This is a genomic window from Streptomyces sp. NPDC021225 (assembly GCF_044332865.1).
Classification (GTDB): Bacteria; Actinomycetota; Actinomycetes; order Streptomycetales; family Streptomycetaceae; genus Streptomyces.
The window spans coordinates 294,954-320,815 of record NZ_JBIRPV010000007.1 but is presented as its reverse complement, the minus strand read 5'-3'; the positions used below and the strand labels follow the sequence as shown (position 1 = coordinate 320,815).

Sequence of the window (25,862 nt, the reverse complement as noted above, 5' to 3'; positions counted from 1 at the left end):
GACCCTCCGAGTTACGGCACAATCCCCTCTTGACACTTGTCAGTTGGGACAAGCACGACTGACCCGAGAGAACGACGAGCGGGAGCGCCTCGTGGCGGTGAACACGGCGGAAGACGCCACGACGGCAGAGCGGCATACGCACAGCGGTTGCGAGTGCCCTGAGCACGCCCGTGACGGGCACCGGAAGGCGGTGGCCGCGTTCCTGGCCCTGCGCGACCGGTTCGCCGCCGGAGAGGGCCTTCCGGCGGCGCTCGCGCACTCCGCCGAGGCCTCCCGGCAGTGGGTGTCGGACGAGCTGACGCAGGCGGCCAGGACGACCTGGGACACCGGCCGCGCCGAGAGCGTCGCGTGGGGCGGGTCGGTGCGGCGGCGCACCCTGTTCGTGGTGTGGGGCGCGGTCGGCGCGCTGCTGATCGGGCAGCTGGCCACGGCGGTCGGCGCGGGCTGGTCTGCGGCGCGCACCGCCTCCCTGGTCGTCGCGGTGCTCGCCGCCGTGCTGCTGACCCTCGCCGCCCTGCTGCACCGCGGCAGCGGCGGCCCGCTGGCCCCGCTGGTCGGCGAGGACAACCGCCTGTCCACCTCGCGCGCCGTGGCCGCCGCGTGGGTGCTGTTCGCGGTCTACGCGGTGCTGATGCTCTCCGTCGAGCTGGCCTTCGCCCCGGGCGAGGCGGAGCGCGCGGCCGACGGGCTGGCCCTGGAAGGCGCCGCCGGGCTGCTCACCGTCACCGCCCTGAGCTGTGTGGCCGCGGTGGCGGCCCGGCTGGTGGTGGCGGCGCGGGTGCGCTCGCAGCGGCTCCAGAAGGTCCGGGCGCTGCGCCCGCGCGCCGCCGACCTGCTGGCCGACGACGCGGGCCGCGGCAGCCTCGCGGACGCGCAGTACGTGGTGGTGCACGCGGTGGTGCTCGTCTTCGCCGCGGTGCTGCTGGCGCGCGAGCCCTGGAGCCTGCCCGAACTGCCCTGGGGGCTCGTGCTGCTGGCGGCCGTCTCGGCTCTGATGTACCTGGCCGGGAAGTACGCGGAGGGCGGGCGGCCCACGGTGCTCTCGGTGGTCCGGGTCCGGCCCGAGGAGGGCGGCTTCGACCGGGACGCGCCGATCCGCACCGGCGACGACATCGAGATCCGCGGCAGCGGCTTCGTGCCCCCGGGCGCGCAGGAGCCGGACCGGCTCGCCCGGATGGTCGTACGCATCGGGGCGGTGCATGTGCAGGTCCCGCTGGTGCCGGTCGCGGGGGGCTTCAGCAACCCGACCGACTCCGTGCTGACCGTGCCGGTGCCGGTGGACGTGGAGCCGGGGCGGGTCGAGGTGCAGGTGATCACCGCGGCGGGGGCGGAGACAAACCGCTATCCGATTGACGTTCTGGACTGAGTCGCCTCCCCGTTTCCTCCGTAAGGTTTTGTTGACGAGGCAACGGGAGAGGCGGGCGTCATGAGGCATGCTGACAGAACGGTCGGGGCCGGCTCGGGCAGTATGAGCGGCGTGGGCGGCATAGGCGGCAGCGGCGGCGGGCACGGCGGCGGCTGGCGGGACTCCGCCGCGCGGTACGCCCTGCTGCCGCTGCGGATCTTCCTCGGGGTGACGTTCGTCTACGCGGGGATCGACAAACTGACGGACTCGGCCTTCCTGGCCGACAGCGGCACCGGCTCGGTCGGCGAGCTGATGCGGAACGTGCGCGACAGCTCCGCGGTGCCGTGGCTGATCGACCAGTCGCTGAAGGACCCGTCGACCTTCGGATACATCATCGCCTTCGGGGAGTTGGCGGCCGGGCTCGGCACGCTCGTGGGGCTGCTGGGGCGGCTGGCGGCGTTCGGCGGCGCGCTCATCTCGCTGAGCCTGTGGCTGACGGTCAGCTGGCAGTCGGATCCCTACTACTACGGAAACGATCTGGCGTATCTGATGGCCTGGCTGCCGCTGGTCCTCGCGGGCACGCCCTATCTGTCGCTGGACATGGCCCTCTCCAAGCGCCGCAGGCGCCAGGGCGCGCAGCTGTTCACCTAGTCCCGGCCCTGGTGGGGCTCGCGTGCCGCGTCGCGGCGGTCGGCGGGCATCGACTCGTAGCGCCGGCGCAGCTCGTCCATGGGCAGGTCGCGCAGCGGCGGGGCGGCGTCCTCGGTGAGGCGGGCGCGGTGCCGCCGGACGCCGAAGGCGAGCGCCGAGACGAGCCCCGCCAGGCACAGCCCGCCCACGGTCACGGGCAGGGCCGCGAGGGGCGGCAGGTCCCACTCCCCGGCGGCGTCCAGGCCGTACGCGAGGCCCACCCCGAGGACGACGAGTCCGGCGAACAGCCTGCCCGGCTCGAAGGCGTGGCGCTTCATGACCGGCTCACCTCCACATTGCCAAGGCCGATCTCCAGGTCCAGCCGCAGCGTGCCCTTCGCGGTGTGTCCGTCCGCCGGCGGCACGGTCACCGTACGCTCCCGGGCCGGCTCGATGTCGATGTCGTCGCTCTTCTCGCCCGGCAGCCGGATGTCGCCCAGGCCCACATGGATCGTCAGCTCCAGCCGCGCGTCCTTGGGCACGGTGACCGCCAGCTTCCCCGCGCCGACCTCGGCGTGCGTGGTGACGATCTGACCCTTCTCCAGGGACATGCGGTCCAGCTTCAGCTCGCCGACGCCCCCGCCCAGCTCGTACGAGCCGCGCACGGCCGCCGCGGACTCGGGCGCCCAGGTGCGGCGCGACCAGTCGGTGGTGACGGACTTGGGGAGCCAGGCCGAGGCCGCCAGCAGCGCGGCGGTCACCACCGCGAGCACGACGGTGCCCGAGCCCGTGCGGCCGTACCGGGAGCTGACCACGAGGCCGAGCCCGAGGACGCCCAGGGCGCAGGCGAACCCGATCTCCAGGCTGGTGCCCAGCGGCCGGGAGGACCATGTCGGGGACGCGCCCGCCACGCCCGCCGCCACGGCGAGCAGAAACGTCCAGCCGCCGATCGACGTGGACTCGGGCGCCTTGCGCATCGGCCGGCGGGGCGTCCACCGCCCGATGCCCCGGGGGGCGTACGCGGCGCCGTCCGAGCCGTCGTCGGGGCCCCACAGATAGCCCGTGGCCTGGCCGGCCAGGCCCGTCGTGCCGTCCTTGACGATCGGGTCGCGCCACCAGGAGGGGCCGTCCCAGGCCGACGGCGGGGCCTTGGTCTCGGGGGGCGCGTCGGCCACCGCCTGGGCCGTCGCCGGGTCCACCGAGCCCTCGCCGGCCACCTGGAGGCGGTGGCGGGACCAGTAGCCCGCGCCGGCCGCGGCGATGACGAGCATGATGGAGAAATAGATCATGTTGCCGTTGTTGAGCATGGACAGGAACAGCCCGCAGCCGACCAGGGCGCACAGCACCGCGGTGAGCGCCGGGCCCTCCACGCGGCCCGAGAGCAGCCTGCGGCCCTCGTTCTCCTCCTCGCCCTGGAGAGGGACCAGCAGCCAGCAGAAGCCGTACAGGATCAGGCCGGAGCCGCCCGCGGCGGCGAGCACGGCGAGCACCACCCGGAAGATCACCGGATCCACGTCGCAGAACCGGCCGAGCCCCCCGCACACGCCCGAGATCATTTTCTGATCGCGGCTGCGGCGCAGCGGCGCCCTCATCGGCGGCCGCGGCTCGCCGGACGCGGCCGGGCCGGCGGCCGGGCCTGGGGCGGGGCCCGTGGCGGTGGGTGCATCGGTCATGCTCACCATGGTGACAAGCCGCCGGGCGCGGCTGTATCCGTGACAACCCTGGGCCTTCCCTGAGATCTTCCCCGAGGCCGCGGCGGCTATCGTGGCGCATCGAACATATGCGGGGGCCATGGCAGTCGGGGGAGCGGGAGGGGCACACAGTGTCAGACGAAGGGCGGCTGATCGCGGGCAGGTACCGGCTGGCCGTGCAGATCGGCCGCGGCGGCATGGGCACGGTCTGGCGGGCCCAGGACGAACTGCTCGACCGTCAGGTCGCGCTGAAACAGCTGCATATCTCTCCGCACCTCACCGAGGACGAGGTCTCCACCCTCTTCGAGCGCACCCGCCGCGAGGCGCGCAGCGCCGCCCGCATAGCCCATCCCAATGTGGTGGTCGTCCATGACGTCGTGGAGGACTCGGGGCTGCCGTGCATCGTGATGGAGTACGTGCCCTCGACCACGCTGGGCGATCTGCTCAAGGGCGGCCGGACCATCAGCCCCGACGAGACGGCCCGGATCGGCCGCGGCATGATCGCCGCGCTGCGGGCGGCGCACGCGGCGGGGGTGCTGCACCGCGACGTCAAGCCCGGCAATGTGCTGCTCGGCGACGACGGCCGGGTGGTGCTCACCGACTTCGGCATCGCCATGGCGACCGGCACCTCGACGCTCACCAAGACCGGCGAGGTCGTCGGGTCCATCGACTTCATCGCGCCCGAGCGGATCAGGGGCCGGACCCCGGGGCCCGCCTCGGACCTGTGGGCGCTGGGCGCGACGCTGTATCAGGCCGTCGAGGGGCGGCCGCCGTTCCGTAAGGCCACGCCGATCGAGACCGGGTACGCGATCGCCGTCGACCCGCTGGAGCCGCCGCTGCGGGCCGGGCCGCTGACCGGGCTGATCGAGGCGCTGCTGGCCAAGGAGCCCGAGGACCGGCCGAACGGGGAGCAGATCGACCGCGCGCTGCGCGGCCCGGCGGGGCTGCCGGAGACCACGTCGATGCCTAGGCCGGACCCGGAGGCCCTCACCACCCAGCTGCCCGCGGCCACGCCCGCACCCACGCCCACGGTCGACCCCGCGCCCACCCACACCCCCACCCCCACGCCGACGCCCGGCTACGGCCATACGCCGACGCCGACGCCCGGGTACGGCCACACGCCGACGCCGACGCCCGGGTACGGCCACACGCCCACGCCCACGCCCGGGTACGGCCACACCCATGTGAACTCGTACCCCCCGGCGCCGCCCCCGCACGGCGGCCGCCGCAGCCGTAAGGCGGTGTGGACCGCGTCGGTGGCCGCGGTGGCCGTGGTCGGGGTGGCGGCCGGGGTGTATCTGTCGGGCGTCGACCTCGGCGGGGGCAAGGACGACGGGGGGCGGCCCGGCTCCTCCGACAGCGCGACCAGCGCGTCGGCGTCGCCGACGTACAAGATCCCGCCCCTTCCCGACGGGTATCACCGGGTCGAGCTGACGGAGTTCGGCGTCTCCCTCCCCGTGCCGGACGACTGGACCCGCCAGCCCGACAACAGCTCGCAGGGCACGGTGGACGGCACCCAGGAGGTCAGATTCCTGGACTCGTCCCAGAAGGCCAGGCTGATGGTCAACGTCATCGACCCGGCGGGCCCCGACCCTGTGAAGCACTTCGAGGGGCTCGAGACCCAGCTGAAGCAGGAGTATCCGGTCTTCGAGCGGATGCGCTTGTCGGAGACGAAGTACCGGGGCCTGCCCGGGGCCATCTGGGAGTTCAAGTTCCAGGGGCGGGAGCGCTGGTACCGCGCCATCGACCTCGGCTTCGGCGAGGAGGGCGGCAAGGCGTACGCGCTCTACCTGAGCGCGCCCGCGGACGAGTGGGAGACGTACCTGCCGGTCTTCCAGAACGTCAAGGAGGGCTTCAAGATCGAGGAGAGTTCCTCCTGACCCTGCCGACGGCCCCGTCGGGGATCCATCAGGGGCGACCCTGATGCCCGGATGCCGCCGGACGTGTGACGATCGGGGCATGACCGCCGCCGCGCCCCCGTCCGCCGAGCCGCCCCCGCGCAAGCTGTACCGCAGCGCCGAGGGGCGGATGCTCGGGGGCGTCGCGCGTGGTCTCGCCGGGCATCTGGGGCTGCCGGTGTCCTGGGTGCGGTTCGTGTTCATCGCGCTGCTGATGGCCGAGGGCTTCGGCGCGCTGGTGTACGCGCTGTTCTGGTTCGTGGTGCCGCTCGGCTTCGGCGGCGTCGAGACGTCCCGCCCGGCCCCCGACCGGGGCGCCGAGGGCGGCCGCCGCATTCTGGCCCGCAAGCCCGACAAGGGGCAGGTCTTCGCCCTGCTCGCGCTGCTGGTCGGCATGGGCGTCTTCGTCGAGAACTTCCAGCTGGGCCGCGCCAACATCTACGTCTGGCCGCTGCTGCTGATCAGCGCGGGCGTGGCCCTGGTCTGGCGCCAGGCGGACAACTCGCGGCGCTCCCAGTGGGTCGAGCTCAGCCGCCGCAAGCAGGTGCTGCCGATCGCGCGGGGGGCCGCCGGGGTGGTGCTGGTCGGCGCCGGGGTGACGGGCATCGTCGTGCTCCAGGGCTCGGCCAAGCACCTGGGCGCGGTGCTCCAGGCCGCGCTCGCGGTGCTGGTGGGCATCGCGCTGCTCGCGGGCCCGTACCTGGTGCGGATGGCCCAGGACCTCTCCGACGAGCGCCTGATGCGCATCCGCGCCCAGGAGCGGGCCGAGGTCGCCGCCCACGTCCACGACTCCGTGCTGCACACCCTGACCCTGATCCAGCGGAACGCGGAGGACCCCCGCGAGGTCGCCCGGCTGGCCCGGGCCCAGGAGCGCGAGCTGCGCGCCTGGCTGTACCGGCCGGAGGGCCGGGGCAAGGACGAGGCGGAGGAGCCGGACACGCTGGCGGAGGCGGTCAAGGCAGCCGCGGCCGAGGTCGAGGACCATCACGGCGTGCCGATCGAGGTGGTCGTCGTCGGCGACTGCCCGCTGGACGAGAAGCTGGCCGCGCAGCTCCAGGCGGCGCGCGAGGCGATGGTCAACGCCGCCAAGTACGGTGGCGACGGCGGGGCCGTCCAGGTCTTCGCCGAGGTCGAGGGGGCCACGGTGTTCATCTCCGTACGGGACCGGGGCCCGGGCTTCGACCTGGACGCGGTGCCGGAGGACCGGATGGGCGTGCGCGAGTCCATCATCGGCAGAATGCGGCGCAACGGCGGTACGGCGCGGCTGAGGTCCGCGCCCGACGGGGGCACGGAAGTGGAGCTGGAGATGGAGAGGGCGGCGACGACGACATGACCGACGCGAGCGGGGCGGCGAACGAGGCCGGCGGGGCGAGCGGGGCGGCGGACGGGACGGAGGGCCGCCGAGTGCGGGTCGTCCTCGTCGACGACCACCGGATGTTCCGGACCGGCGTCCAGGCCGAGATCGGGGAGACGGCCCGCACGGGCGTCGAGGTGGTCGGGGAGGCGGCGGACGTCGACCAGGCCGTCACGGTGATCGGCGCCACCCGGCCGGAGGTGGTCCTCCTCGACGTCCACCTCCCGGGCGGCGGAGGCGTCGAGGTGCTGCGCCGCAGCGCCGCGCTGATGGCCGACCCCGACCGGCCGGTGCGGTTCCTGGCGCTGTCGGTCTCGGACGCCGCCGAGGATGTCATCGGGGTGATCCGCGGCGGCGCCCGCGGCTATGTCACCAAGACCATCACCGGCACCGACCTGGTCGACGCGATCTTCCGGGTCTCCGAGGGCGACGCCGTCTTCTCGCCCCGCCTCGCCGGCTTCGTCCTCGACGCCTTCGCCTCCACGGACGCCCCGCCGGTGGACGAGGACCTCGACCGGCTCACCCAGCGCGAGCGCGAGGTGCTGCGGCTGATCGCCCGCGGTTACGCGTACAAGGAGATCGCCAAGCAGCTGTTCATCTCGGTGAAGACGGTCGAGAGCCATGTCTCGGCGGTGCTGCGCAAGCTCCAGCTCTCCAACCGCCACGAGCTGACCCGGTGGGCGACCGCCCGCCGCCTGGTGTGACCCGCCTGGTGTGACCCTCGGGCCTCAGTAGCCGATCGTGAACCGCCGCTGGACGAACCGGGGCAGCTCGGCCTCGTCGATCAGCGCGACGGCGGCGTCCTCGAAGGAGATGCGGCTGCGCCCCTCGGCGTCCAGGACCGGCTGGTCGCCGCCGAGCCGGAAGCGGCCGGTGCGCTCGCCGGGGGCGATCTCCTCGGCCGGGCTGAGGTAGGTCCACAGCCGGTTCGAGGTGCGCAGCACGTTCAGGGCGTCCCGGTGGCCCCGGACCGCGGCCGCGTACTCCCTGGGCAGGCCGATCGAGTCCAGCGTCGCGTACAGGTCCTCGTCGGAGTCGGCGCGGGTGACGCCCGGCCTGATCTCCAGGCTGCCCGCGCCGCCGATCACGATGAGCCGGGTCCTGGGGTGGCTCTCCAGGGCCTTCAGCAGCGACGTGGCCGCCGTGGCGTACGCGGTGGGGTCGGCGATCGAGCGCCGCACGGTGTCCGCGAGGTCCCGGGCGGCGTTGCCCGGCTGGAAGCCGCTGATCAGGACGTCTAGCCCGGGCAGGACCGCCGCCACGGCGTCGGCGTCGAAGATGTCGACGCTCTTCCAGACCACGTTCTCGCGGTCCTCCTCGATACGGGAGGCGTCGCGGGTGAGCGCGGTGATGTGGTGGCCCCGGCCGAGAGCCTCGGTGACGACGCGCTGTCCGATGCCGCCGGTGGCGCCTATGACTCCAATGCGCATGACAGAAATCTCCCCTGTGCGAGCCGTGCTCTATATGGCGTGCCGTGACTATACGGTGTGAAGTTTTTATACGGAAACCAAGGATTGTGACGCTGTAGAGTGCTCCCGTGGGTACGACAGGACGGCGGGAGAGGCTGCGCGCCGAGACGACGGCCGAGATCAAGAAGGTCGCGCTGGGGCTGATGTCCTCGGGCGGGCCGGACGCGATCACCCTGCGGGCCATCGCCCGCGAGATGGGCATGACGGCCAACGCCATCTACGGCTACTTCGCCACCCGGGACGACCTGGTCACCACGCTGATCAGCGACGTGTACACCTCGCTCGCCGACGCCGTGGAGGCCGCCCGGGACGCCTGCCCCGCCGACGACCCGGCCGGCCGCATCGCGGCCTGGGCCAACGCCTTCCGCGACTGGGCTCTCACCAGCCCGGAGGGCTTCCGGCTGATCTACGGCGACCCCGTACCCGGCTACCGGGCGCCCGAGGGCAGCGCCGCGCCCGAGGCCGAACACCGCGTCTGCGCCGGGCTGACCGGCCTGGCCGCCGGGGCCTGGCCGCACGCCAAGGCGCTCTACCCGGAAGCCGAGTTCGCGTGGTCGGACTTCGACCCCAAGCTCGCGGCCGAGGTGCGCGAGGAGTTCCCCGGCCTGCCGCCCGCCGCCGTGGCCATCGCGCTCCGCCTCTGGGGCCATCTGCACGGCCTGGTCTCACTGGAGATCTACGGCCATATGCGGGTCCAGACCCCGCGCCCGGACAAGATCTACCGCGCCGAGGTCGCCCAGCTGATCCGCGGCCTCGGCCTGCCCGCGTAGCGGCGCCACGGCTTCGCCGCGGCGGCCCGGGCCCGTCTCCCGGGCCGCCAGTTGCTTGTTGCCTGTCAGCCGTCGGCGCGTGCCATGGTCTGCTTGGCCAGCTCGTACGCGGGCAGCATGGCGTCGTGCTCCTCGCTGTCGAGCCCGCCGAGGTGCAGCACGACACCTCCCTTCGGGGTCACCACCGCGAGCGCACGCTCCCGCTTGGACTCGTCCAGGTCGGGGACGTCGAGGATGTAGCTGATCTCCGCGGCGGGCAGGTCGCCGGCCTTCACCTCGCTGTACCGGGCGTCGCGTACGCCCTTCTCCTCGGCGATGAACGCCTTCAGCAGCTGCCGGGGCTCGGCGCCGGCCGCGGCCTTGCCCTTGTCCCCGGTCCAGACGCGCAGAAAGCCGACGTGCCCGGCGGGCTTCGCGTCGATCTCGCAGACCAGGGTCACCGGCCCCTGCGAGAGCAGCGTGGAGCCCAGCTCGGGGTCCGCCCCCTCCAGCTCCTTCACCGCCTCCGGCTTCCACGACTTGGCGAGGCTGAACCGCACCGGCAGCGCGCAGGCCGTGTCCGGGCCGCCGAGTTCGCCGCCCGCGGCCGCCGTCTTGACGCCGCCGCCGCTCTTGGCGCTGTTCTTGCCGCTCTTGCCGCCCTTGTCGTCGTCGTTCGAGTCCGAGGAACAGCCCGTCAGTACTCCGAACACGCCGATCACACCGATCGCCACCGCGGCGCCCACGGCCGCCCGACCCGGTTTGCGCATCCCACGCATCGCGCTGTTCCCCGCCTTCTGCACAGAAAAATCGAAAATTCGCCGCAGCATATACGGAACGGAAGCCGATTGACCGAGGGTGGCACGGCCGGCCGGAACGCTCAGAGGCGAAACGTTTCCGGTCCCCGCGCTCCTGTGCATAACGTGCTTGAGCCGCCCGCGACTTGTGGCCGCGGGCCGGGAGGAGGCGCGAGCGATGGGCACCGCGGGAGAGTCGGCGGCACCGGAACCGGAGTGGTGGCAGACCTGGGAGGCCGAAGCGGAGCGGCGCCTGCCGCCGCACGCCTACACCTACTACGCCTCCGGCGCCGTACGTGACGTCACCCGGGACGAGGGGCTGCGCGACTGGGACGCGCTGCGGCTGCTGCCGCACGTGCTGCGCCGGGTGTCCGGGGTCGCCACCCGTACGACGGTGCTGGGCACCGAGGTCGCCACCCCTGTGCTGGTAGCGCCCATGGCGGGCCAGGAGTACGCCCACCCTGACGGGGAGCGGGAGATGGCCAAGGGCGCGGCCGGGGCCGGGTCCCTGCTGGGCGTGACGACCTGGACCGCCAGCCGCTTCGAGGACATCGCCGCGTCGGGCGCGCCCTGGTGGTACCAGGTGTACGTCACCCGCGACCGCGGCCTGACCGCCGAACTCGTCCGGCGCGCCGCCCACCACGGCGCCCGCGCCCTGCTGTTCACCGTCGACCTGCCGGTGCTCGGCCGCCGCGGCGAGAAGCAGCGCGCCGCCGACCTCGACCCGACCGTGCGCCTGGTCAACCTCGAGGGCCGCCAGGTGCTCCCGCGCGAAGAGGTCCAGTCGGAACCGGACCTGACGCCGGACCTGATCGGCTGGCTGCGCGAGACCAGCGGGCTCCCGGTCGTGGTCAAGGGGGTGCTGCGGGCGGACGACGCCAGGGTCGTCGCCGACCACGGGGGCGCGGGCGTGGTGGTCTCCACCCACGGCGGCCGCCAGCTCGACCGCAGCGTGACCTCGGCGTCCGCGCTGCCGCGCGTGGCCGAGGCGCTCGCGGGCACCGGCGTCGAGGTGTACGCCGACAGCGGGGTGCGCCGCGGCGAGCACATCGCCGCGGCCCTCGCGCTGGGCGCCCGCGCGGTGTTCGTCGGCCGCCCGGCGCTGTGGGGCCTGGCCACGGAGGGGGCCGCCGCGGTTCAGGAGGCCGTGGAGCGGCTCACCGCCGAACTCGCCCACACCATGACCCTGCTGGGCGCCGCGGACCCGGCCGCGCTCACCCCCGACCTCGTCGCCTGAGCCCGGGCCCCGTGGCACCGTGGCCCCGTCTCACCCGAAGCCGAGGCGCCGCGGCGCGGCCACGTCCAGCGTGTCCTTGACCATGGCGAGCGCCGCGCCGAGCGGGCTGGAGCGGCCGCCGCTCACGGTGATGTCGCCCGCGTCCGGGCAGCCGTAGACCACGGCCTTCTCGGGCCCGGTGAGCGCGTGCAGCGGGTCGCCGGGAGCGGTCCGCTCCAGGCGGACGCGGACCAGCAGCGGCTCGTCGGCGGTCGCGCTCGCGACCGCCCGCAGGCGGTGGTCCGAGGCGGCGGCCGCCCGCGCGGCCCGCGCCGCGCCCTCGTCCACCGCTTCGGTCTCGGTACGGATCGCCGAGGCGTCCCACCCCCACAGCAGGGCCGCCAGCAGCCGCGCCTTCGTGGCGGCGTCGGAGCCGGACAGATCGGCGCTGGGATCGGCCTCGGCGATGCCGCGCCGCCGTGCCTCGGCGACCGCGTCGGGCAGGGAGTCTCCGGCCGCCAGGCGGTCGAGTACGAAGGTGGCGGTGCCGTTCGGGCAGGCGCGGATGGAGCGGCAGCCAAGGCCGCGTACGCCCGCCCTGGCCAGGTCGGCCGCGGGCAGGGCGGCGCCGGTGGCGCCCGAGATCCTGATCAGAGAGCCGCCCGCCGCCGCGGCGAGCCCCAGCTCCCGCCAGTGGCTGAGGAGATGGCTCTTGGTGGCGGTGACCACATGCACGCCGCGGCGCAGGGCGAGCAGCGCCTCGGCGGCCGCCTGGTCGCACACCTCGGGGGAGGACGGCACGCACTGGACCAGCACCCCGGCCCCCGTACGGTCCAGCGTCCCGGCCAGCGGCAGGGCCGGGCCCCAGGCGGAGCGGGGCGGCAGCGGCGCCCAGGTGCCCGTGCTGTCGGCGGGCGTCCCGTCGGTGGGCGTCCCGTCGGCGGGCGGCAGATACTCGGCCGAGCGGGCCCGTACGGCCGCCAGGCGCAGCCGCACCCCGTACCGGCGTGCCAGGGCCTCGCCGTGCTGGGCCAGGTGCTCGGCGTACGCCCGGCCGACCGGGCCGTAGCCGGACAGCACGACGGCCGCTGGGGCCGGCTTTTGGGCGACGGTTTCGTCCGACACGGGTGCGGGTCTCCTTCGCGCGCGGCTCGACGCTGATCCAGGAGAACGCTACGCGGGCCGGGTCGCGCCCGAGAACGGCATCTGGTCGATCGGCGCCACGCGGACGGGCGCGCCGGGGCGCGGGGCGTGGATCATGCGGCCGCCGCCGATGTAGAGGCCGACATGGCTGACGCCGGAGTAGAAGAAGACCAGGTCACCGGGGGCGAGCTCGGTGCGCGAGACCCGCCGGCCCGCGTTGATCTGGGTGTAGGTGGTGCGCGGCAGGGCTACCCCGGCGGCCCGCCAGGCGGCCTGGGTCAGCCCCGAGCAGTCGTAGCCGCGCGGGCCGGTCGCGCCCCAGACGTACGGCTTGCCGAGCGCCCCGTACGCGTACGAGACGGCGCGGGCCGCGCGGCCGGAGACGGGGGCGTACGGGGCGGTGCCGAGCCCGGTGTCCGCGCCGTGGGCGCCCTGGGCCTCGTAGCGGCGGCGCTGTTCGCCGGTCAGCTGGTCGAGCAGGGCCTCGGCGGCGGCGAGCTTCTTACGGGCGGCGCCCCGGTGGCGGGCGAGCGCCGCCTGGGCGCCGCGTAACTGGTCGAGCCGGTCCTGCGCCTCGCCGCGCACCTGGCGTAACTCCCGGCTCTGGCGGGCCAGCCCCGCGACGGCGGCGGCCTGGCGGCTGCCCGCGTGGTCGGCGAGTGAGGCGCGCCGCAGATACTGCCCGGGGGAGGAGGAGAGCGCGAGCTGGAGGGTCGGGGAGATGGTGCCGGAGCGGTACTGGGCGGTGGCGTAGGCGCCCAGGGCGTTGCGCGAGGCGTTCAGCCGCGCCGTCCGGCGGGCCGCCTCGTCGCGCAGGTCGTCGAACGACTCGCGGGCCCGGTCCGCTTTCACCTTCGCGCCGTTGTATCTCTCGTTGGCCTCCTCGGCCTCCCGCTGGTACTGGTCCACCTTCGCCCTCACCTGGGCGGGGGTGAGGCGGGTCTCGGCGTGGCCGGTGCCGCTCAAGGCGGTGGTGGCGGCCCCCGCGAGGGCGATGGCGGCGGCTGTCCAGGCGGTGCCGGCGGTGAGCGAGCGCTGCTTGGGCTTCCTGTGCGACGCCACGGCGGCGGCCACCTTCCTTCACGTTCTCGCGTGCTGTTGCGTGCTTTGTTGCTTGATGTCGGGCAGGCGGCAGCCCGCCGATGAGGCGGGGACCCTCGGTTGACGGGAGGCGGACTGCCACCTGGAGGAGGAAGCTAGGCGGGCGGCCGCGGGCGGGCGGTGCGATGAACGGGAGTGGACGGATTCGGCGCCCCGATGCCCGTAACCGACCGCCCGGCGCCCGGGCCGCCGATGACTCGAGGGCGGCCGTGATCGAAGCGGCGATAGTGGCCCACCCGGTTGCCGGGGGCTGATATGGGCCCAACTACGCTCCAAGGTCATGGACGTCCTCATCAATGTTTTCGTCGGCCTGCACATCGTCGGTATCGCCGCGCTGCTCGGCGGCTTCCTGGCGCAGCTGAAGCCGATGCGCGCGGGCGAGGGCCGGATGACCCCGGGGATGCTGCACGGCGCTCTCACCATGCTGGTGACCGGCGCCGCGCTGGTGGGGCTCAACCAGGCCGACGACAACAGCGTCAACAACATCAAGATCGGCGTGAAGCTGGCGCTGCTGATCGTGATCCTGGGGCTGGTCTATGTGAAGCGCGACGACGAGAAGGTGGAGGCCGCGGCCCTCGGCACGGTCGGGCTGCTGACCACGGCCAACATCTTCGTCGCCGTCCTGTGGACCTGAGCACCGCCCTGAGCACCGCCCTTGGGGCCTGACCGCTCCTGTCAGGTTCCGCGCAACCTTTTGTCCCCACTGTGTGTCTCATCGGGCAAGGCAGCCGAAGGGAGCGGATAGTGGGGGTACTTGCGGCGTGGGGCCGCCGGACAGGCGTGGCCTTGGGGGTAGCGGGGATGGTGGTGCCGCTGGCGGTGGCGCTGGCCACTCCGGCGCAGGCCGCCTCGTCGTGCACGACGAGCACGGGGCCGTATCAGAAGAAGGTGGAGAAGTTCCTGGGCCGCCCGGTGGACGGGCGGCAGTCGCGGGCGGACTGCCTCGCGATCCAGAAGTTCCAGGTCAACCACGGCATCAGCCCGACCATCGGCTATGCGGGACCGGTCACCTGGGGCGTGATGAACCTGATCAACACGCAGAAGGCGGCCGGGCACAACCCGAACAAGGCGAGGAAGTGCCCCACCAACAAGGGCCGCATCGCCTGTGTGGACCTCACGCGCCAGCTGAGCTGGATCCAGGACGGCTCGCGGCTGGTGTACGGCCCGGTGCCGGTGCGCACCGGCCGCGACCGGTATGAGACCCGGGTCGGGCTGAAGAAGATCTACTGGCGGAACATCGACCACTGGTCGACGATCTACGACGTCCCGATGCCGTACAGCCAGTTCTTCGACGGCGGCCAGGCCTTCCACTCCATCTCGGGGAGCGTGTGGTCGCCGCCCGGCTCCCACGGCTGCGTGAACATGCGCAAGGCGGACGCCAAGAAGTACTGGAGCCTGCTGCGGAACGGCGACGACGTCTACGTGTACGGCCGCAAGCCCGGCACCTGAGCCACCGTCTCCCGGGTCCCGGGAGACGGGTTCCGGGTCCCGGTGGGCCGACCGCCCTCCGGGACCCGGGAAGCCGCTACGCCGGCCGGACGCTGCCGTAGATCGGCATCTCGGTGATCGGCGCCTTCTTCACCACATCACCCGGCTTCGGGGCATGAATCATCATTCCGTCGCCTATATAGAGGCCGACATGGCTGATGTCGTCATAGAAGAAGACGAGATCGCCCGGCTGGAGGTCGGCGGTCGACACCCGCGTGCCGACCTTCACCTGGTCCCAGGTCGTGCGCGGCAGTGAGACCCCGGCGGCCTTCCAGGCGGCCTGGGTGAGCCCCGAGCAGTCGTAGGAGTTGGGGCCGGTCGCGCCCCAGACGTACGGCTTGCCGACCTGGGCACGCGCGAAGGCGATGGCCTTGTCGGCCTTGGTGGTCTGCGAACTGGAGGAACCCGAAGAGCCCGAGGAGCCCGACGAACCCGAAGACCCGGACGAGCCGGCGGACCCCGAAGAGCTGGAGCCGCTCGCCTGTTCCTGCTGTTTCTGCTGCGCCTGCTGCTCCTGCTGTCGCTTCGCCGCCGCCTCCCGCTGCTGCCGCGCCAGCTCCGCGGCCTTGCGCTGGGCCTCCTCTTCCTTCTTCTTCTCAATCGCCGCCAGCCGCGCCTTCTCCTCCGCGGTCAGCTTCGAGAGCAACTGGCGCGCCTGGGTGAGCTTGCCCTGGACGGTCTGCTTCTGGGTCTTCAGCTCCTGTTGCGAGCGGGTCAGCGTGGCCAGGCTCTCACTGGCCTTGGTGCGCTCCTTGGCGGCCGTGGCCTGTTGGGTCAGAAAGTCGTCGACGGCCTTCTTCTGCCCGCTGGACAGCCGGTCCATCAGATGGGACTGGTCGAAGATGCCCTTCGGATCCGAGGCGAACAGCAGCGTCGCGGCGCTGGAGGCCATGCCGCCGTTGCGGTACTGCGCGGCCGCGAGGCTGCCCAGGGTGCGCCGCGCCTCGTTCAGCTTCTCGGTGCGCTTGGCGACGCTGTCCAGGAGCTGGTCGACCTTGGCGCGCTGCCGGCCGGTGCGCTCCTTGGCCGCGTTGTAGCTCTGGGTGGCGGACTCCGCCTGGTGGTAGAGGGTGTCGACCTTCTTCTTGACCTCTTCGACCGACGGCTTCGGCTTGCCGGGCTCGGCGCTCGCCGTCTGGGAGAGGAGGGTGACGGATGCGAGGGCGGCCGTCGTGACGCCGACGGCGGTGCGGCGGCCGGTGGCCGAGTCCAGTATTCGGGTCCGCGGCTTGCGGTGCGACGCCAAGGGAGGCGACTCCTTCCGTGGACCGCCTACCGGGTTAGCTGTCGGGTTCGGGCGTCGGAAGGCTGCCCTACGGACCGGATGGTGACGGCCGACGTCGCCACATGGTCCGATTCACCCCAGTGGTGCCTCTGGGTCCCCGGCTCCGGCTGCCTCGCGGCGGGACCGGACTCGGCGGAGACAGCCCGTGTCGACGCGGTCGCCGACGGGTTCCGGACCGCCTGATCGAGGACGGTAGTGGGCTTGTGGGGCTCATGTGAAGCCTGGTGTTCGAATTGTCCCGAAACCGTTTCGTGACATCCGCACGTACGCTGTCAGTGCGGCAGCCTAGACTCGGTGAGCGATGAGCAGCCTCTTTGACGACAGCTTCCTGGCGGACCTCGGGCCCTCGGACGAGGAGCCTCCGCCGCCCGAGGACGACGGCCACCCCGCAGCTGAGGGCGTTCCACACGACCTCTTCGACGGGAAGTTCGACGCGCCCGTCCCCAGGGAGGCGTACTACCGCGACGGCGCGGCGCGGCCCGCGGTGGACACGTCCGCGCTGCTCGAGGGGATGAACGAGCAGCAGCGGGCCGCCGTGGTGCACACCGGCTCGCCGCTGCTGATCGTCGCGGGCGCCGGGTCGGGCAAGACCAGGGTGCTCACCCACCGCATCGCGTATCTGCTCGGCGCGCGCGGGGTCCACCCCGGCCAGATCCTCGCCATCACCTTCACCAACAAGGCCGCGGGCGAGATGAAGGAGCGGGTCGAGGAGCTGGTCGGCCCGCGCGCGAAGGCCATGTGGGTGTCGACCTTCCACAGCGCCTGTGTGCGCATCCTGCGCCGGGAGTCCAAGAAGCTGGGCTTCACCTCCTCCTTCTCGATCTACGACGCGGCGGACTCCAAGCGGCTGATGGCGCTGGTGTGCCGGGATCTCGACCTGGACCCGAAGCGGTATCCGCCCAAGTCCTTCAGCGCCAAGATCTCGAACCTGAAGAACGAGCTGATCGACGAGGAGACCTTCGCCGGGCAGGCCGCGGACGGCTTCGAGAAGACGCTCGCCGAGGCGTATGTGATGTACCAGTCGCGGCTGCGCGAGGCCAACGCCCTCGACTTCGACGACATCATCATGACGACGGTCAATCTGCTCCAGGCGTTCCCCGACGTCGCCGAGCACTACCGCCGCCGCTTCCGGCACGTCCTGGTCGACGAGTACCAGGACACCAACCACGCGCAGTACACGCTGGTGCGCGAGCTGGTCGGGCCGGGCCCGGTGGCCGCCGCGGACGGCGGCGCGGACGAGGGCGAGGTGCTCGGGGCCGCCGAGCTGTGCGTGGTGGGCGACGCCGACCAGTCGATCTACGCCTTCCGGGGCGCCACGATCCGGAACATCCTCCAGTTCGAGGAGGACTACCCGGACGCCACGACCATCCTCCTGGAGCAGAACTACCGCTCGACCCAGACGATCCTCAGCGCGGCCAACGCCGTCATCGAGCGCAATGAGAACCGGCGCCCGAAGAACCTGTGGACCGACGCCGGCGCCGGGGCGACCATCACCGGCTATGTGGCCGACACCGAGCACGACGAAGCGCAGTTCGTCGCCGACGAGATCGACCGGCTGACGGACGCGGGCGACGCCAGGTCCGGAGACGTCGCCGTCTTCTACCGGACCAACGCCCAGTCCCGTGTCTTCGAGGAAGTCTTCATCCGGGTCGGCCTGCCGTACAAGGTCGTCGGCGGCGTGCGCTTCTACGAGCGCAAGGAGGTCCGTGACGTCCTGGCGTATCTGCGGGTGCTGGCCAACCCGGAGGACTCCGTCCCGCTGCGCCGCATTCTGAACGTGCCGAAGCGCGGCATCGGCGAGCGCGCCGAGGCGATGATCGACGCGCTGGCGCAGCGCGAGAAGATCACCTTCCCGCAGGCGCTGCGCCGCGTCGACGAGGCATACGGCATGGCGGCCCGCTCGGCCAACGCGGTGAAGCGGTTCAACGTCCTGATGGAGGAGTTGCGGACGATCGCCGAGTCGGGGGCGGGGCCGGCCACCGTGGTCGAGGCGGTGCTGGAGCGCACGGGCTATCTGGCGGAGCTCCAGGCGTCCACGGACCCGCAGGACGAGACCCGCATCGAGAACCTCCAGGAGCTGGCGGCCGTCGCCCTGGAGTACGAGCAGGATCGCGGCGAGGAGACCCCGGGCACGCTCGCGGAGTTCCTGGAGCAGGTCGCGCTCGTCGCAGACTCCGACCAGATCCCGGACGACGACGCCGAGGGCGCCGGGGTCATCACGCTGATGACGCTGCACACCGCCAAGGGCCTGGAGTTCCCGGTGGTCTTCCTCAGCGGTATGGAGGACGGGGTCTTCCCGCATATGCGTGCGCTCGGCCAGACCAAGGAGCTGGAGGAGGAGCGGCGGCTGGCGTATGTCGGCATCACGCGGGCGCGTGAGCGGCTCTATCTGACGCGGTCGACGATGCGCAGCGCCTGGGGGCAGCCCGCGTACAACCCGCCGTCGCGGTTCCTGGAGGAGATCCCGGACCAGTATGTGCGCTGGCAGCGCACCGGGCCCGCCACCCCGTCGGCGTCGATGGGGGCCATCGGGGCCGCCGCGGGGGTCGCGTCCTCGCTGTCCTCGTCGCGTTCGAGGGCGGGCGCCGGGGCCGCCGGCTTCGCCACGCGGCGGGCCAAGGAGCGGCCGGTGGTCGCGCTGGCCATCGGCGACCGGGTCACCCATGACGCGTTCGGGCTCGGCACCGTGGTCGCGGTGAAGGGAAGCGGGGACAACGCGGAGGCGACGATCGACTTCGGAGGGGAGAAGCCGAAGCGGCTGCTGCTGAGATACGCACCGGTAGAGAAGCTGTGAAGTTGTAGGGGGGTGCACCGCGGCCCGCGCGGGCCGCGGTGCCGCCGCCCAGGGCGCCTATGCCTGCGACGCCTAGGCCGCGTACGCCTACGCCTACGTCGGGTCGAGGCCGTGGCTGCGCAGCCACGAGAGCGGGTCTATGGCCGAACCGCCGCCGGGGTGCACCTCGAAGTGGAGGTGCGGGCCGGTGGAGTTGCCGGAGTTCCCGGAGTACGCGATGACGTCCCCGGCCTTCACCGTGCCGCCCCGGATCTTGGCGCTGCTCAGATGGCAGTACCAGGTCTCGGTGCCGTCCGGGCTGGTCACTATGACCATGTTGCCGTAGGCGTCGTTCCACTGGGTGCGTACGGTGCCGTCGGTCGCGGCCATGACCGGCGTGCCGTAGCTGACCGGGAAGTCGATGCCGGTGTGCACCGACATCCAGTTGATGCCGGCCTGGCCGTAGGTGGCGCTCAGGCCGTGCTGCGCGACGGGCAGCGCGAACTTCGGCCGCAGCGCTTCCTTGCGCGCGGCCTCCTCGATCTTGCGCTTCTTCTCCGCCGCCTGGCGCGCCCGGAGGTCGATCCGCTCCTGGGTGCGGCTGGCGCGGGCCCGGAAGTCATCGGCGTCCTCGAGGCCCGCGGCGAGCTGGGTGTCCAGCTTGCTGTTGGCGACCGAGGCCTTGACCGGCGGGGTGTCCGCGGCGGCCTGCGTGGTCTTGGCGTCCTTCTTGTCGTCTCCGAGGTTGCTGACGGAGGCGGCGGCCACGGCGGTGACGCCCAGCGCGCAGACGGAGGGGACGGCGACGGTGAGGAGCGCCGAGCGTTTGGGGCGGGCCGAGGGGGCGCGGCGACGGCTGCGGCCGCTCTCCCGGCGGGGGGAGGGCAGCTGTACCGCTTCGGACTCGGTGGTCCTGTCGCCCTCGAAGTCGGCGTCGTCGGCGGAGTCGGCGAGGTCCGAGGGGGCGGTGGTTTCGGGGGAATCGGCGGAGTCGGCCGTGCCGGCCTGGGGGGAGTCGAGGTCCAGGACCATGAGGGAGGTCTGGGTCTCGGCCTGGTGCACGGCCGCCGCCCCGGGTTCCGGCTCCGCCTCGGGGGCGGCGTACGGGTGCTCGGCGGGCTGTTGCTGATATCCGCCGTGCTCGTACCCGCCCTCCTGGTACTCGCCCTGGCCGTAATCGTTTTGGCCGTATTCGCTTTGGCCGTACTGCGACTCGTCGACGGTCGCGTAGGCGCTCATGTCCCAGAACTGGGTCTGCCCGGTGTCGACCCCGGAGGTGTCGAACTGCCCGGTGCCGTCCCACTCGGCGGACTGGGCGGACTGGGGGACCTGGGCGGCCGTCAGGTCGTGGTGGCCGGAGGTGTCCCAGGCGGTGGCGTCCCACTGGCCGCCGGTGTCGGAGCCCTGCTGGGCCGGGATGGTGCCGGACAGCGGGACGCCGGAACTGGCCCACATCGCGGTGGTGTCATAGGTGCCGGAGTCATAGGCGCCGCCGGTGCTGCCCCACTGCGTGGCGTCGTACTGCCCGCTGGCGGAGCCATCGTGGCCGGTGCCGTAGCCGCCGCCGTCATGGCTGCCGGGAAGGGCGCCGAAGAGAGGGTCGCCGTCGCTGTAGGAGGCGGCGAGGCCGTCGAAGTTGCCGGTGGAGTAGCCGTCGTACCCGGCGTAGCCGTGCGCTGTGCCCTGCTGGTCGTATGCCTCGTAGTACGGATATGAGGCGTCGGGAGCGGGGACGGTCGAGGTTGTGATCCCCGACGGGTGACGGTCGTTCACCACCACTTCTCTTTCGCCTCGGCAGCAGGAGAATTAGCGGCGACTGTACCCGCCAGTTTGGGACGGCGACAATCTTCATCAGGTTTTGAGTAACGCCGGCACGGGCATTTGGCCGCCTTTCGGTGGACTGGACGCCGTAATTTGGCCGGGTGTTCGATTACTGTTCGGCAACTTCCGGCCCTGTCACGCAACCGAGGCGGCGCCTGAAGCGTCTGTCGGTACCCCCTCGGCGGCGTCCAGCGCCTCGCATATGTCGGCGGCGACCGCATGGTGCACCGGAAGGGTGAGATGTCCGATTCCGTTGACGCGGACGCTGTGCGCCAGGAGATCCGGATGGTCGATCCTCGCTGTCTCCGCGGGGATCATCAGCTGGTCCACCTCGCTCCAGAAGGCGATGAACCGGGTACGGCAGCCGGGCGCGGGGCGCCGTAATTCCTCGATCACATCGGAGTCCGGGCGCATCTGCCGCACCAGCGGATGCGCGGACAGCAGGGGCGCGGTGCGGGTGCCGGAGTGCGGGGTGCCCAGGGTGACCAGCGTGTGCACCCGGGCGTCCCCGCCCAGCCGCTGCACGTAATAACGGGCGATCAGGCCGCCCAGGCTGTGGCCGACGACATCCACCCGGCTGTGGCCGGTGCGCTCACAGATCTCCCGCACATGCCGGTCGAGCAGCGCGGCGGCGGTGCGGAGATCGCAGGTCAGCGGGGAGTAGTTGAGCGCCTCCACATGCTGCCGGCCGTGCCGGCGCAGGGAGCGGCGCAGCAGAACGAACACCGAGCGGTTGTCGATGAAGCCGTGCAGCAGAAGGACCGGGCGGTGGGCCCGGCCGTCCGTGGGCAGCCGGGGCGCGGCGCCGGGCGGCGGCGCGGCGGGCGGGCGCTCCTGGAGCAGGCCGGTCGGATAGAGGAGGAGGTGCCCGGCGAGGACCGCCAGGTCGAGAACGGTGGCGCGGATACGGATCGGGATGGGGATCGGGAAGGGGATGGGGATTCGGGTGAGGCCCATGGCGGCCGACCTCCTGAACGGCGCGCGGGAGGCGGCGCTGTCCCCCGCATGCCCTCGCGGGCAGCCGGCGGCGGACGGTTCGTGGTCGTCGCGGTACGACCGCTCCGTCGCACCGCGGCGCCAGGCGGCCCTCGCTGACGGCGCGGCGCGGTGCGACGGTCCCCGCTGCGGCTCCCCTGATTGGCCGGCCCGACGTGGGTGACCGCCTTGCGGCGGCCGAGGAGGAGGTGGGCGCGGCCGAGGTGAATGTGTCCCACGTGTGATTTCCCCTTCGCCGCGTGCCGTGAAACGGCTGGCTGCGGGATCCTGGAGATAACGTTCGTTCACGTTCGCGACATGGAGGCTGCGATGGGTGTGACCGGTCCGATCCGTGTGGTGGTGGCCAAGCCCGGGCTCGACGGTCACGACCGCGGGGCGAAGGTCATCGCGCGGGCGCTGCGCGACGCGGGCATGGAGGTCATCTACACCGGCCTGCATCAGACGCCCGAGCAGGTAGTCGACACCGCGATCCAGGAGGATGCCGACGCGATCGGGATGTCCATCCTCTCCGGCGCGCATATGACGCTCTTCTCGAAGGTGATCGAGCTGCTGCGGGAGCGGGACGCGGAGGACATCAAGGTGTTCGGCGGCGGCATCATCCCCGACGCGGACATCCCGCTGCTCAAGGAGCTGGGGGTGGCCGAGATCTTCACCCCGGGGGCCACGACCGCCTCGATCGTGGAGTGGGTCAGGGAGAACGTACGGCCGGTGGCCGCCTGACCCGCGCGCCACGGGCCGTGGGTCCCGGCCGGCGCTATGGCACCGGGCTGACCGCCGCCGTGTCCGGCGGTTCGAGCTCGCGGCGCATCGCCGCGCGCAGCCGGAGCGTGCCCACCAGGCGCTGGAACGCCTCCGACCAGTAGCTCCCGGCACCTGGCGAGCCGTCCGCCGGCTCGTCCGGTATCGCGGTGAGCACTTCGAGCCGGTCGGCCTGGTCCGGGTCCAGACAGCGCTCGGCCAGCCCCATGACACCGCTGAAGCTCCACGGATAGCTGCCCGCGTCGCGGGCGATGTCGAGCGCGTCCACGACGGCCCGGCCCAGCGGCTCGGCCCAGGGCACCGCGCACACCCCCAGCAGCCGGAAGGCGTCGGACAGCCCGTGGGCCGCGATGAAGTCCGCGACCCACTGGGCCCGTTCGGCCGGGGGCAGGGCGGACAGCAGCTTCGCCGGATCGCGCCAGGACGGAGCGGCGGGCTGGGCACCGGCCGGGGCGCCCGGGGACGGCGGCGCGGTCGGGGCGAGCGGCGAGCCCGGGAGGGGCGAGGCGGCGGGCGGCTCGGACGGCGCGCCGAGCAGGGCGCGGGACCACTCCACATTCCGCTGCCGGACGGCCGCCCGGCACCAGGCCGCCTGGAGGTCCGCCTGCCAGCCGTCGGCGACCGGCAGTGCCACGATCTCGGCCGCGCCACGCCCGCCGAACCAAGCGCTCCAGCACTCCAGCGGCGTCGCCTCCACCAACTGGCCGAACCACCACGCCCGCTCGCCGCGCCCCGAAGGCGGCTTGGCCACGACACCGTCGCGCTCCATGCCGCTGTCGCACTCGGCCGGCGCGTCGATGGCGATCACCCCGTCGGTGAGCGAGACACAGGCCCGGGAACGCTCGGCCATACGGGAGGCCAGCGCCGAGCCGGGGAGGGCGGACAGCAGCTCGGCGGCCGTGGCCCGGACGTTCCGGCTGCGGTCGGCCAAGGCCTGCTCCAGGAACGGCTCGTCGGAGGGCGAGAGGTCGTCGCGGAGCGAGTCCAGGAACATCAGCCGGTCCTCCGCGCGCTCCATGGACCACGTGCCGCCGAGCAGCGCGAGACCGAGCTCCGGGTCGCGGTGGCGCACCGCCGTCAGCAGCGAGACCCGCTCGGCGAACAGGCCCTCCTCCCACTGGCGCTGTACGTCCGCGGGCACGGCGGGGGCGTCGGGCGCGGCCGGGGCTGCTCCGACGCCCGCTCCGGCCGGGGACCCGGCCGCGGTTCCGGCGGGCGAGTCGACTGTTGTCGCGGGGCCCGGAGTCGCGGCGCCCGCGGACCCGGGCGCTCCGGCCGACCCGGCCGCCTCCGCCGTCGTGGCCGCGCGCCCGGTTCCGCCGCCGCGCAGGGCGAACTTCCACTCCGGGTTCAGCCGGGCCAGCCACAGGACCCGGGGCCCGCCGAGCGCGAGCGCCTCGGGGCGCAGATCGGTGCGGGCGCGGGCGGCGTCCAGCAGGGCCGGGAGGAGGGCGTCAGGCGCTCGATAGCCGCGTTGGTTGGCCATGGTGAGCCACTGCGGGAGCAGCTCGGCGAGGTCGGGCGCGGAGCGCCGGCCGCCCCCTCCGGCCGAGCGCCCGGCGAGCAGCATGGCCAGCCGGTTGCGGGCGGCAGGCGGCAGCGGCGGGCGGGGGTCCTCGGGCGCGGGCGACGGGGCGGGCCGGGCTGCGGCGGGGCGCAGCCCGGCCCGCCGCAGCACGGTGCTGAGCGCGGCGGCGTCCAACAGGGCGGCGGACGCGTCCTGGCCGGGGCGCGGTGCGACGGGCGGGGTGCGGCGCTCGGTGCCGAGCAGGGCGGCGGCGACCAGGTCGTCCCAGGGCGCGGTGGTGGTCACGGCATGCCTCCATGCGGTGTCGAGCCGGTGCCGGACGGGTGCTGGAGCGGAACGGGGGCCGGATCCCAGGTGGTGAGCGGGGCGAAGCCGCGGTGGCCGCACTCGCCGAAGACCGTGACGGGGGCGCCGCCCGAGACCGCGGTCAGCCGCCACAGGTCCGTACGCCCCGCGCACCGCGGGTCGATCGGCAGGGCGGAACCGGTGCGGGTGTCCGCCAGCTGCCAGCCGTCCTCGCCGCCCGGGACCGGGGTCACCCCCGCGAGCACGACCGGCCAGGCGTCCAGCCAGGGGTCCTCGCGCAGCGCGTCACCATAGGCGGCCAGCGCTGTGGCGATGTCACTCCCGGGCGGCACGGGGGCTGCCGAGGGCGCGGGCGCGGGGGACGGCGGCGGGTCCGGGCGGGGGGTGCCGAGCGCGGCGCGCAGCGGGCGCCCGGCCGGGTAGTAGGTGAGGTCGGCGTCCAGCACGATCCCGACCGGCAGGGCCAGTTCGGGGGAGTTCCCGGCGGCGCCGAAGGAGAGCAGCAGGGCCATCCGGCCCGTGTCCTCGCCGCGCAGCCAGATGCGGCGCGTGGTCAGCCTGCCGTCGGCGCTGTCCTGCGCGCCGAGGACGAGCCAGCGGTCGGGGACGGCGGTGCCGGAGGCCAGCAGCTCGGCCGTGGTCGTGGTGAGGCCGACGCGCGAGCGGGCCGTGGTGGCCAGCGCCTCCGGGAGCCGGCCGAGGTGGAGAAAGCCCTGGTTCAGGAGGTGCAGCAGGGCGCACTCCTCCAGCAGCCGCGCGGGCCAGCCCGGGCCGGAGGACGGAATCGCGCCCAGCTCCCGCACCCGCGCCTCCAGTCCGGGCGCCTGCGCGTCGACCATGCGCGCGGCCGTCTCGTCCCAGGTCGCGTAGCCCGCGCGGTCGGCTCCGGCCAGGCCGTTCCGGAGCAGGTCCGCCAGGCGCTGCTCCAGTTCGGAGGCGCCCGCGGCGATGCGCTGGGCGCGCCGCTCGGCCCGCCGCCTGGCCGCCTCCGGGTCGGCGACGCCGCCCGGCCCCTTTCCTGCCCCGGCGGCGGCTCCGGCGGTGGCGGTTGACGCCTCGCGCTCGGCGCGCTCCCGCCGCCCGCTCAGCCACTGCCCGGCCCACTCCGGCGGCTCCTCGGCCTCCCGGACGCCCCCGCCGCCCGCCCACAGGAGGAGCAGCCCGAGCGCATGCTTGCAGGGGAACTTCCGACTGGGGCAGCTACAGCGGTAGCCGGGCCCGTCCAGATCGACGACTGTCTGGTACGGCTTGCCGCCGCTGCCCGCGCACAGCCCCCACACGCCCCGGCCGTGGGCCCCCGCTCCGGACCACGGGCCGGGCGCGGCGAGCTTGCCGCCCGACTTGCGTGAGGCGGCGTCAGGAGCCAGGGCCAGCACCTGCTCCGCCGTCCAGCGTTCCCCCTGCGCATTCATGTCCTCGACGGTACGGGCGACCACTGACAACGGCCCCGGCCTGCGGGATTGTTGACGGTCGGGCCGGTTGTCAGTGGGGTGGTGCAGGGTGGTCGAGGGTCC

At 73.3% G+C, this 25,862-nt stretch carries 22 protein-coding genes and 1 riboswitch; of the genes, 11 read left to right on the top strand and 11 right to left on the bottom strand.

The features are described 5' to 3' along the window. The first annotated feature begins 91 nt into the window (after window positions 1-91). Both ACH4S9_RS30285 and ACH4S9_RS30280 read left to right on the top strand, forming a co-directional pair. Complete coding sequence (locus ACH4S9_RS30285) at window positions 92-1,366, top strand: hypothetical protein (protein WP_311724632.1); 1,275 nt, start codon at window positions 92-94, stop codon at window positions 1,364-1,366. Window positions 1,367-1,468: 102 nt separating this feature from the next. Continuing rightward, window positions 1,469-1,996 carry a DoxX family protein gene (locus ACH4S9_RS30280; protein WP_358845353.1) on the top strand — a complete coding sequence of 176 codons (528 nt, stop codon included), beginning with the start codon at window positions 1,469-1,471 and terminating at the stop codon, window positions 1,994-1,996. Here the strand turns inward: ACH4S9_RS30280 and ACH4S9_RS30275 are convergent. Together ACH4S9_RS30275 and ACH4S9_RS30270 are read right to left on the bottom strand one after the other, a co-directional pair. Further along, complete coding sequence (locus ACH4S9_RS30275; RefSeq protein ID WP_385341069.1) at window positions 1,993-2,313, bottom strand: hypothetical protein; 321 nt, start codon at window positions 2,311-2,313, stop codon at window positions 1,993-1,995. The genes ACH4S9_RS30280 and ACH4S9_RS30275 overlap by 4 nt on opposite strands. Beyond that, the gene (locus ACH4S9_RS30270; RefSeq protein WP_398374663.1) at window positions 2,310-3,647 is read right to left on the bottom strand and encodes a PspC domain-containing protein; all 1,338 of its coding nucleotides are present in this window, start codon (window positions 3,645-3,647) and stop codon (window positions 2,310-2,312) included. Before ACH4S9_RS30270 ends, ACH4S9_RS30275 begins: the two co-directional genes overlap by 4 nt. Before the next feature lie 107 nt (window positions 3,648-3,754). Between ACH4S9_RS30270 and ACH4S9_RS30265 the strand changes: the two genes are divergently transcribed. From ACH4S9_RS30265 to ACH4S9_RS30255, 3 genes are all read left to right on the top strand, one after another. Next, on the top strand, window positions 3,755-5,545 hold the full coding sequence (locus ACH4S9_RS30265; protein WP_398374662.1) for a protein kinase: 1,791 nt from the start codon (window positions 3,755-3,757) through the stop codon (window positions 5,543-5,545). A gap of 79 nt (window positions 5,546-5,624) precedes the next feature. Then, complete coding sequence (locus tag ACH4S9_RS30260) at window positions 5,625-6,896, top strand: PspC domain-containing protein (protein ID WP_398374661.1); 1,272 nt, start codon at window positions 5,625-5,627, stop codon at window positions 6,894-6,896. After that, the gene (locus ACH4S9_RS30255) at window positions 6,893-7,621 is read left to right on the top strand and encodes a LuxR C-terminal-related transcriptional regulator (protein WP_398374659.1); all 729 of its coding nucleotides are present in this window, start codon (window positions 6,893-6,895) and stop codon (window positions 7,619-7,621) included. Before ACH4S9_RS30260 ends, ACH4S9_RS30255 begins: the two co-directional genes overlap by 4 nt. 24 nt (window positions 7,622-7,645) lie before the next feature. On the opposite strand, the gene ACH4S9_RS30250 is transcribed toward ACH4S9_RS30255, so the two are convergent. Then, complete coding sequence (locus ACH4S9_RS30250) at window positions 7,646-8,347, bottom strand: NAD(P)H-binding protein (RefSeq protein ID WP_311724329.1); 702 nt, start codon at window positions 8,345-8,347, stop codon at window positions 7,646-7,648. 107 nt (window positions 8,348-8,454) lie between these two features. Here ACH4S9_RS30250 and ACH4S9_RS30245 point away from each other — a divergent pair, with 107 nt between their 5' ends. Further along, window positions 8,455-9,156 (top strand): TetR/AcrR family transcriptional regulator, encoded by a 702-nt coding sequence (locus ACH4S9_RS30245; RefSeq protein ID WP_398374657.1) that lies wholly within the window; start codon window positions 8,455-8,457, stop codon window positions 9,154-9,156. Window positions 9,157-9,221: 65 nt separating this feature from the next. Here ACH4S9_RS30245 and ACH4S9_RS30240 read toward each other — a convergent pair whose 3' ends face one another. Then, window positions 9,222-9,905, bottom strand: coding sequence for a lipoprotein (locus ACH4S9_RS30240; RefSeq protein ID WP_398374656.1), 684 nt, complete (start codon window positions 9,903-9,905; stop codon window positions 9,222-9,224). A 205-nt stretch (window positions 9,906-10,110) separates the two neighbouring features. Here ACH4S9_RS30240 and ACH4S9_RS30235 point away from each other — a divergent pair, with 205 nt between their 5' ends. Further along, window positions 10,111-11,169, top strand: a complete 1,059-nt coding sequence (locus tag ACH4S9_RS30235) for an alpha-hydroxy acid oxidase (RefSeq protein ID WP_311724326.1) — start codon at window positions 10,111-10,113, stop codon at window positions 11,167-11,169. A gap of 30 nt (window positions 11,170-11,199) precedes the next feature. Here the strand turns inward: ACH4S9_RS30235 and ACH4S9_RS30230 are convergent, their stop codons facing one another. Further along, the gene (locus tag ACH4S9_RS30230) at window positions 11,200-12,273 is read right to left on the bottom strand and encodes a homoserine dehydrogenase (protein WP_398374654.1); all 1,074 of its coding nucleotides are present in this window, start codon (window positions 12,271-12,273) and stop codon (window positions 11,200-11,202) included. A 48-nt stretch (window positions 12,274-12,321) separates the two neighbouring features. Next, complete coding sequence (locus ACH4S9_RS30225; protein WP_398374653.1) at window positions 12,322-13,353, bottom strand: NlpC/P60 family protein; 1,032 nt, start codon at window positions 13,351-13,353, stop codon at window positions 12,322-12,324. A 319-nt stretch (window positions 13,354-13,672) separates the two neighbouring features. Between ACH4S9_RS30225 and ACH4S9_RS30220 the strand changes: the two genes are divergently transcribed. Together ACH4S9_RS30220 and ACH4S9_RS30215 are read left to right on the top strand one after the other, a co-directional pair. Beyond that, a complete protein-coding gene (locus ACH4S9_RS30220) occupies window positions 13,673-14,026 on the top strand; it encodes a hypothetical protein (RefSeq protein ID WP_311724323.1) in 354 nt (117 codons plus the stop codon). 167 nt (window positions 14,027-14,193) lie between these two features. Next, complete coding sequence (locus tag ACH4S9_RS30215; RefSeq protein ID WP_311724322.1) at window positions 14,194-14,841, top strand: L,D-transpeptidase; 648 nt, start codon at window positions 14,194-14,196, stop codon at window positions 14,839-14,841. 76 nt (window positions 14,842-14,917) lie between these two features. Here ACH4S9_RS30215 and ACH4S9_RS30210 read toward each other — a convergent pair whose 3' ends face one another. Then, complete coding sequence (locus ACH4S9_RS30210; RefSeq protein ID WP_398374651.1) at window positions 14,918-16,126, bottom strand: NlpC/P60 family protein; 1,209 nt, start codon at window positions 16,124-16,126, stop codon at window positions 14,918-14,920. A 7-nt stretch (window positions 16,127-16,133) separates the two neighbouring features. Further along, a riboswitch (cyclic di-AMP (ydaO/yuaA leader) is annotated at window positions 16,134-16,310 on the bottom strand. A gap of 156 nt (window positions 16,311-16,466) precedes the next feature. On the opposite strand from ACH4S9_RS30210, the gene pcrA reads away from it, so the two are divergent. Then, window positions 16,467-18,959, top strand: a complete 2,493-nt coding sequence (pcrA, locus tag ACH4S9_RS30205) for a DNA helicase PcrA (protein ID WP_358846454.1) — start codon at window positions 16,467-16,469, stop codon at window positions 18,957-18,959. A 93-nt stretch (window positions 18,960-19,052) separates the two neighbouring features. Here pcrA and ACH4S9_RS30200 read toward each other — a convergent pair whose 3' ends face one another. After that, window positions 19,053-20,711: a M23 family metallopeptidase gene (locus ACH4S9_RS30200; protein ID WP_398374650.1), complete on the bottom strand. Its 1,659-nt coding sequence runs from the start codon at window positions 20,709-20,711 to the stop codon at window positions 19,053-19,055. Between the two features lie 183 nt (window positions 20,712-20,894). Beyond that, on the bottom strand, window positions 20,895-21,716 hold the full coding sequence (locus ACH4S9_RS30195; RefSeq protein ID WP_311724318.1) for an alpha/beta fold hydrolase: 822 nt from the start codon (window positions 21,714-21,716) through the stop codon (window positions 20,895-20,897). 348 nt (window positions 21,717-22,064) lie between these two features. On the opposite strand from ACH4S9_RS30195, the gene ACH4S9_RS30190 reads away from it, so the two are divergent. Then, the gene (locus ACH4S9_RS30190) at window positions 22,065-22,475 is read left to right on the top strand and encodes a cobalamin B12-binding domain-containing protein (protein WP_398374648.1); all 411 of its coding nucleotides are present in this window, start codon (window positions 22,065-22,067) and stop codon (window positions 22,473-22,475) included. Between the two features lie 34 nt (window positions 22,476-22,509). On the opposite strand, the gene ACH4S9_RS30185 is transcribed toward ACH4S9_RS30190, so the two are convergent. Both ACH4S9_RS30185 and ACH4S9_RS30180 read right to left on the bottom strand, forming a co-directional pair. Then, complete coding sequence (locus ACH4S9_RS30185; RefSeq protein WP_398374647.1) at window positions 22,510-24,327, bottom strand: DUF5691 domain-containing protein; 1,818 nt, start codon at window positions 24,325-24,327, stop codon at window positions 22,510-22,512. Continuing rightward, the gene (locus ACH4S9_RS30180) at window positions 24,324-25,760 is read right to left on the bottom strand and encodes an SWIM zinc finger family protein (protein WP_398374645.1); all 1,437 of its coding nucleotides are present in this window, start codon (window positions 25,758-25,760) and stop codon (window positions 24,324-24,326) included. The genes ACH4S9_RS30185 and ACH4S9_RS30180 overlap by 4 nt, the downstream gene beginning before the upstream one ends. Window positions 25,761-25,862 lie beyond the last annotated feature (102 nt).

What these genes read in the sequence shown, in the direction of transcription:
- ACH4S9_RS30190 (WP_398374648.1), top strand. Translation starts at nt 22,065, where the DNA reads ATGGGTGTGACCGGTCCGATCCGTGTGGTGGTGGCCAAGCCCGGGCTC.
- ACH4S9_RS30220 (WP_311724323.1), top strand. Translation starts at nt 13,673, where the DNA reads ATGGACGTCCTCATCAATGTTTTCGTCGGCCTGCACATCGTCGGTATC.
- ACH4S9_RS30235 (WP_311724326.1), top strand. Translation starts at nt 10,111, where the DNA reads ATGGGCACCGCGGGAGAGTCGGCGGCACCGGAACCGGAGTGGTGGCAG.
- ACH4S9_RS30240 (WP_398374656.1), bottom strand. Translation starts at nt 9,905, where the DNA reads ATGCGCAAACCGGGTCGGGCGGCCGTGGGCGCCGCGGTGGCGATCGGT.
- ACH4S9_RS30275 (WP_385341069.1), bottom strand. Translation starts at nt 2,313, where the DNA reads ATGAAGCGCCACGCCTTCGAGCCGGGCAGGCTGTTCGCCGGACTCGTC.
- ACH4S9_RS30195 (WP_311724318.1), bottom strand. Translation starts at nt 21,716, where the DNA reads ATGGGCCTCACCCGAATCCCCATCCCCTTCCCGATCCCCATCCCGATC.
- pcrA (WP_358846454.1), top strand. Translation starts at nt 16,467, where the DNA reads ATGAGCAGCCTCTTTGACGACAGCTTCCTGGCGGACCTCGGGCCCTCG.
- ACH4S9_RS30270 (WP_398374663.1), bottom strand. Translation starts at nt 3,647, where the DNA reads ATGACCGATGCACCCACCGCCACGGGCCCCGCCCCAGGCCCGGCCGCC.
- ACH4S9_RS30260 (WP_398374661.1), top strand. Translation starts at nt 5,625, where the DNA reads ATGACCGCCGCCGCGCCCCCGTCCGCCGAGCCGCCCCCGCGCAAGCTG.
- ACH4S9_RS30255 (WP_398374659.1), top strand. Translation starts at nt 6,893, where the DNA reads ATGACCGACGCGAGCGGGGCGGCGAACGAGGCCGGCGGGGCGAGCGGG.
- ACH4S9_RS30180 (WP_398374645.1), bottom strand. Translation starts at nt 25,760, where the DNA reads ATGAATGCGCAGGGGGAACGCTGGACGGCGGAGCAGGTGCTGGCCCTG.
- ACH4S9_RS30265 (WP_398374662.1), top strand. Translation starts at nt 3,755, where the DNA reads ATGCGGGGGCCATGGCAGTCGGGGGAGCGGGAGGGGCACACAGTGTCA.
- ACH4S9_RS30280 (WP_358845353.1), top strand. Translation starts at nt 1,469, where the DNA reads ATGAGCGGCGTGGGCGGCATAGGCGGCAGCGGCGGCGGGCACGGCGGC.
- ACH4S9_RS30250 (WP_311724329.1), bottom strand. Translation starts at nt 8,347, where the DNA reads ATGCGCATTGGAGTCATAGGCGCCACCGGCGGCATCGGACAGCGCGTC.
- ACH4S9_RS30215 (WP_311724322.1), top strand. Translation starts at nt 14,194, where the DNA reads ATGGTGGTGCCGCTGGCGGTGGCGCTGGCCACTCCGGCGCAGGCCGCC.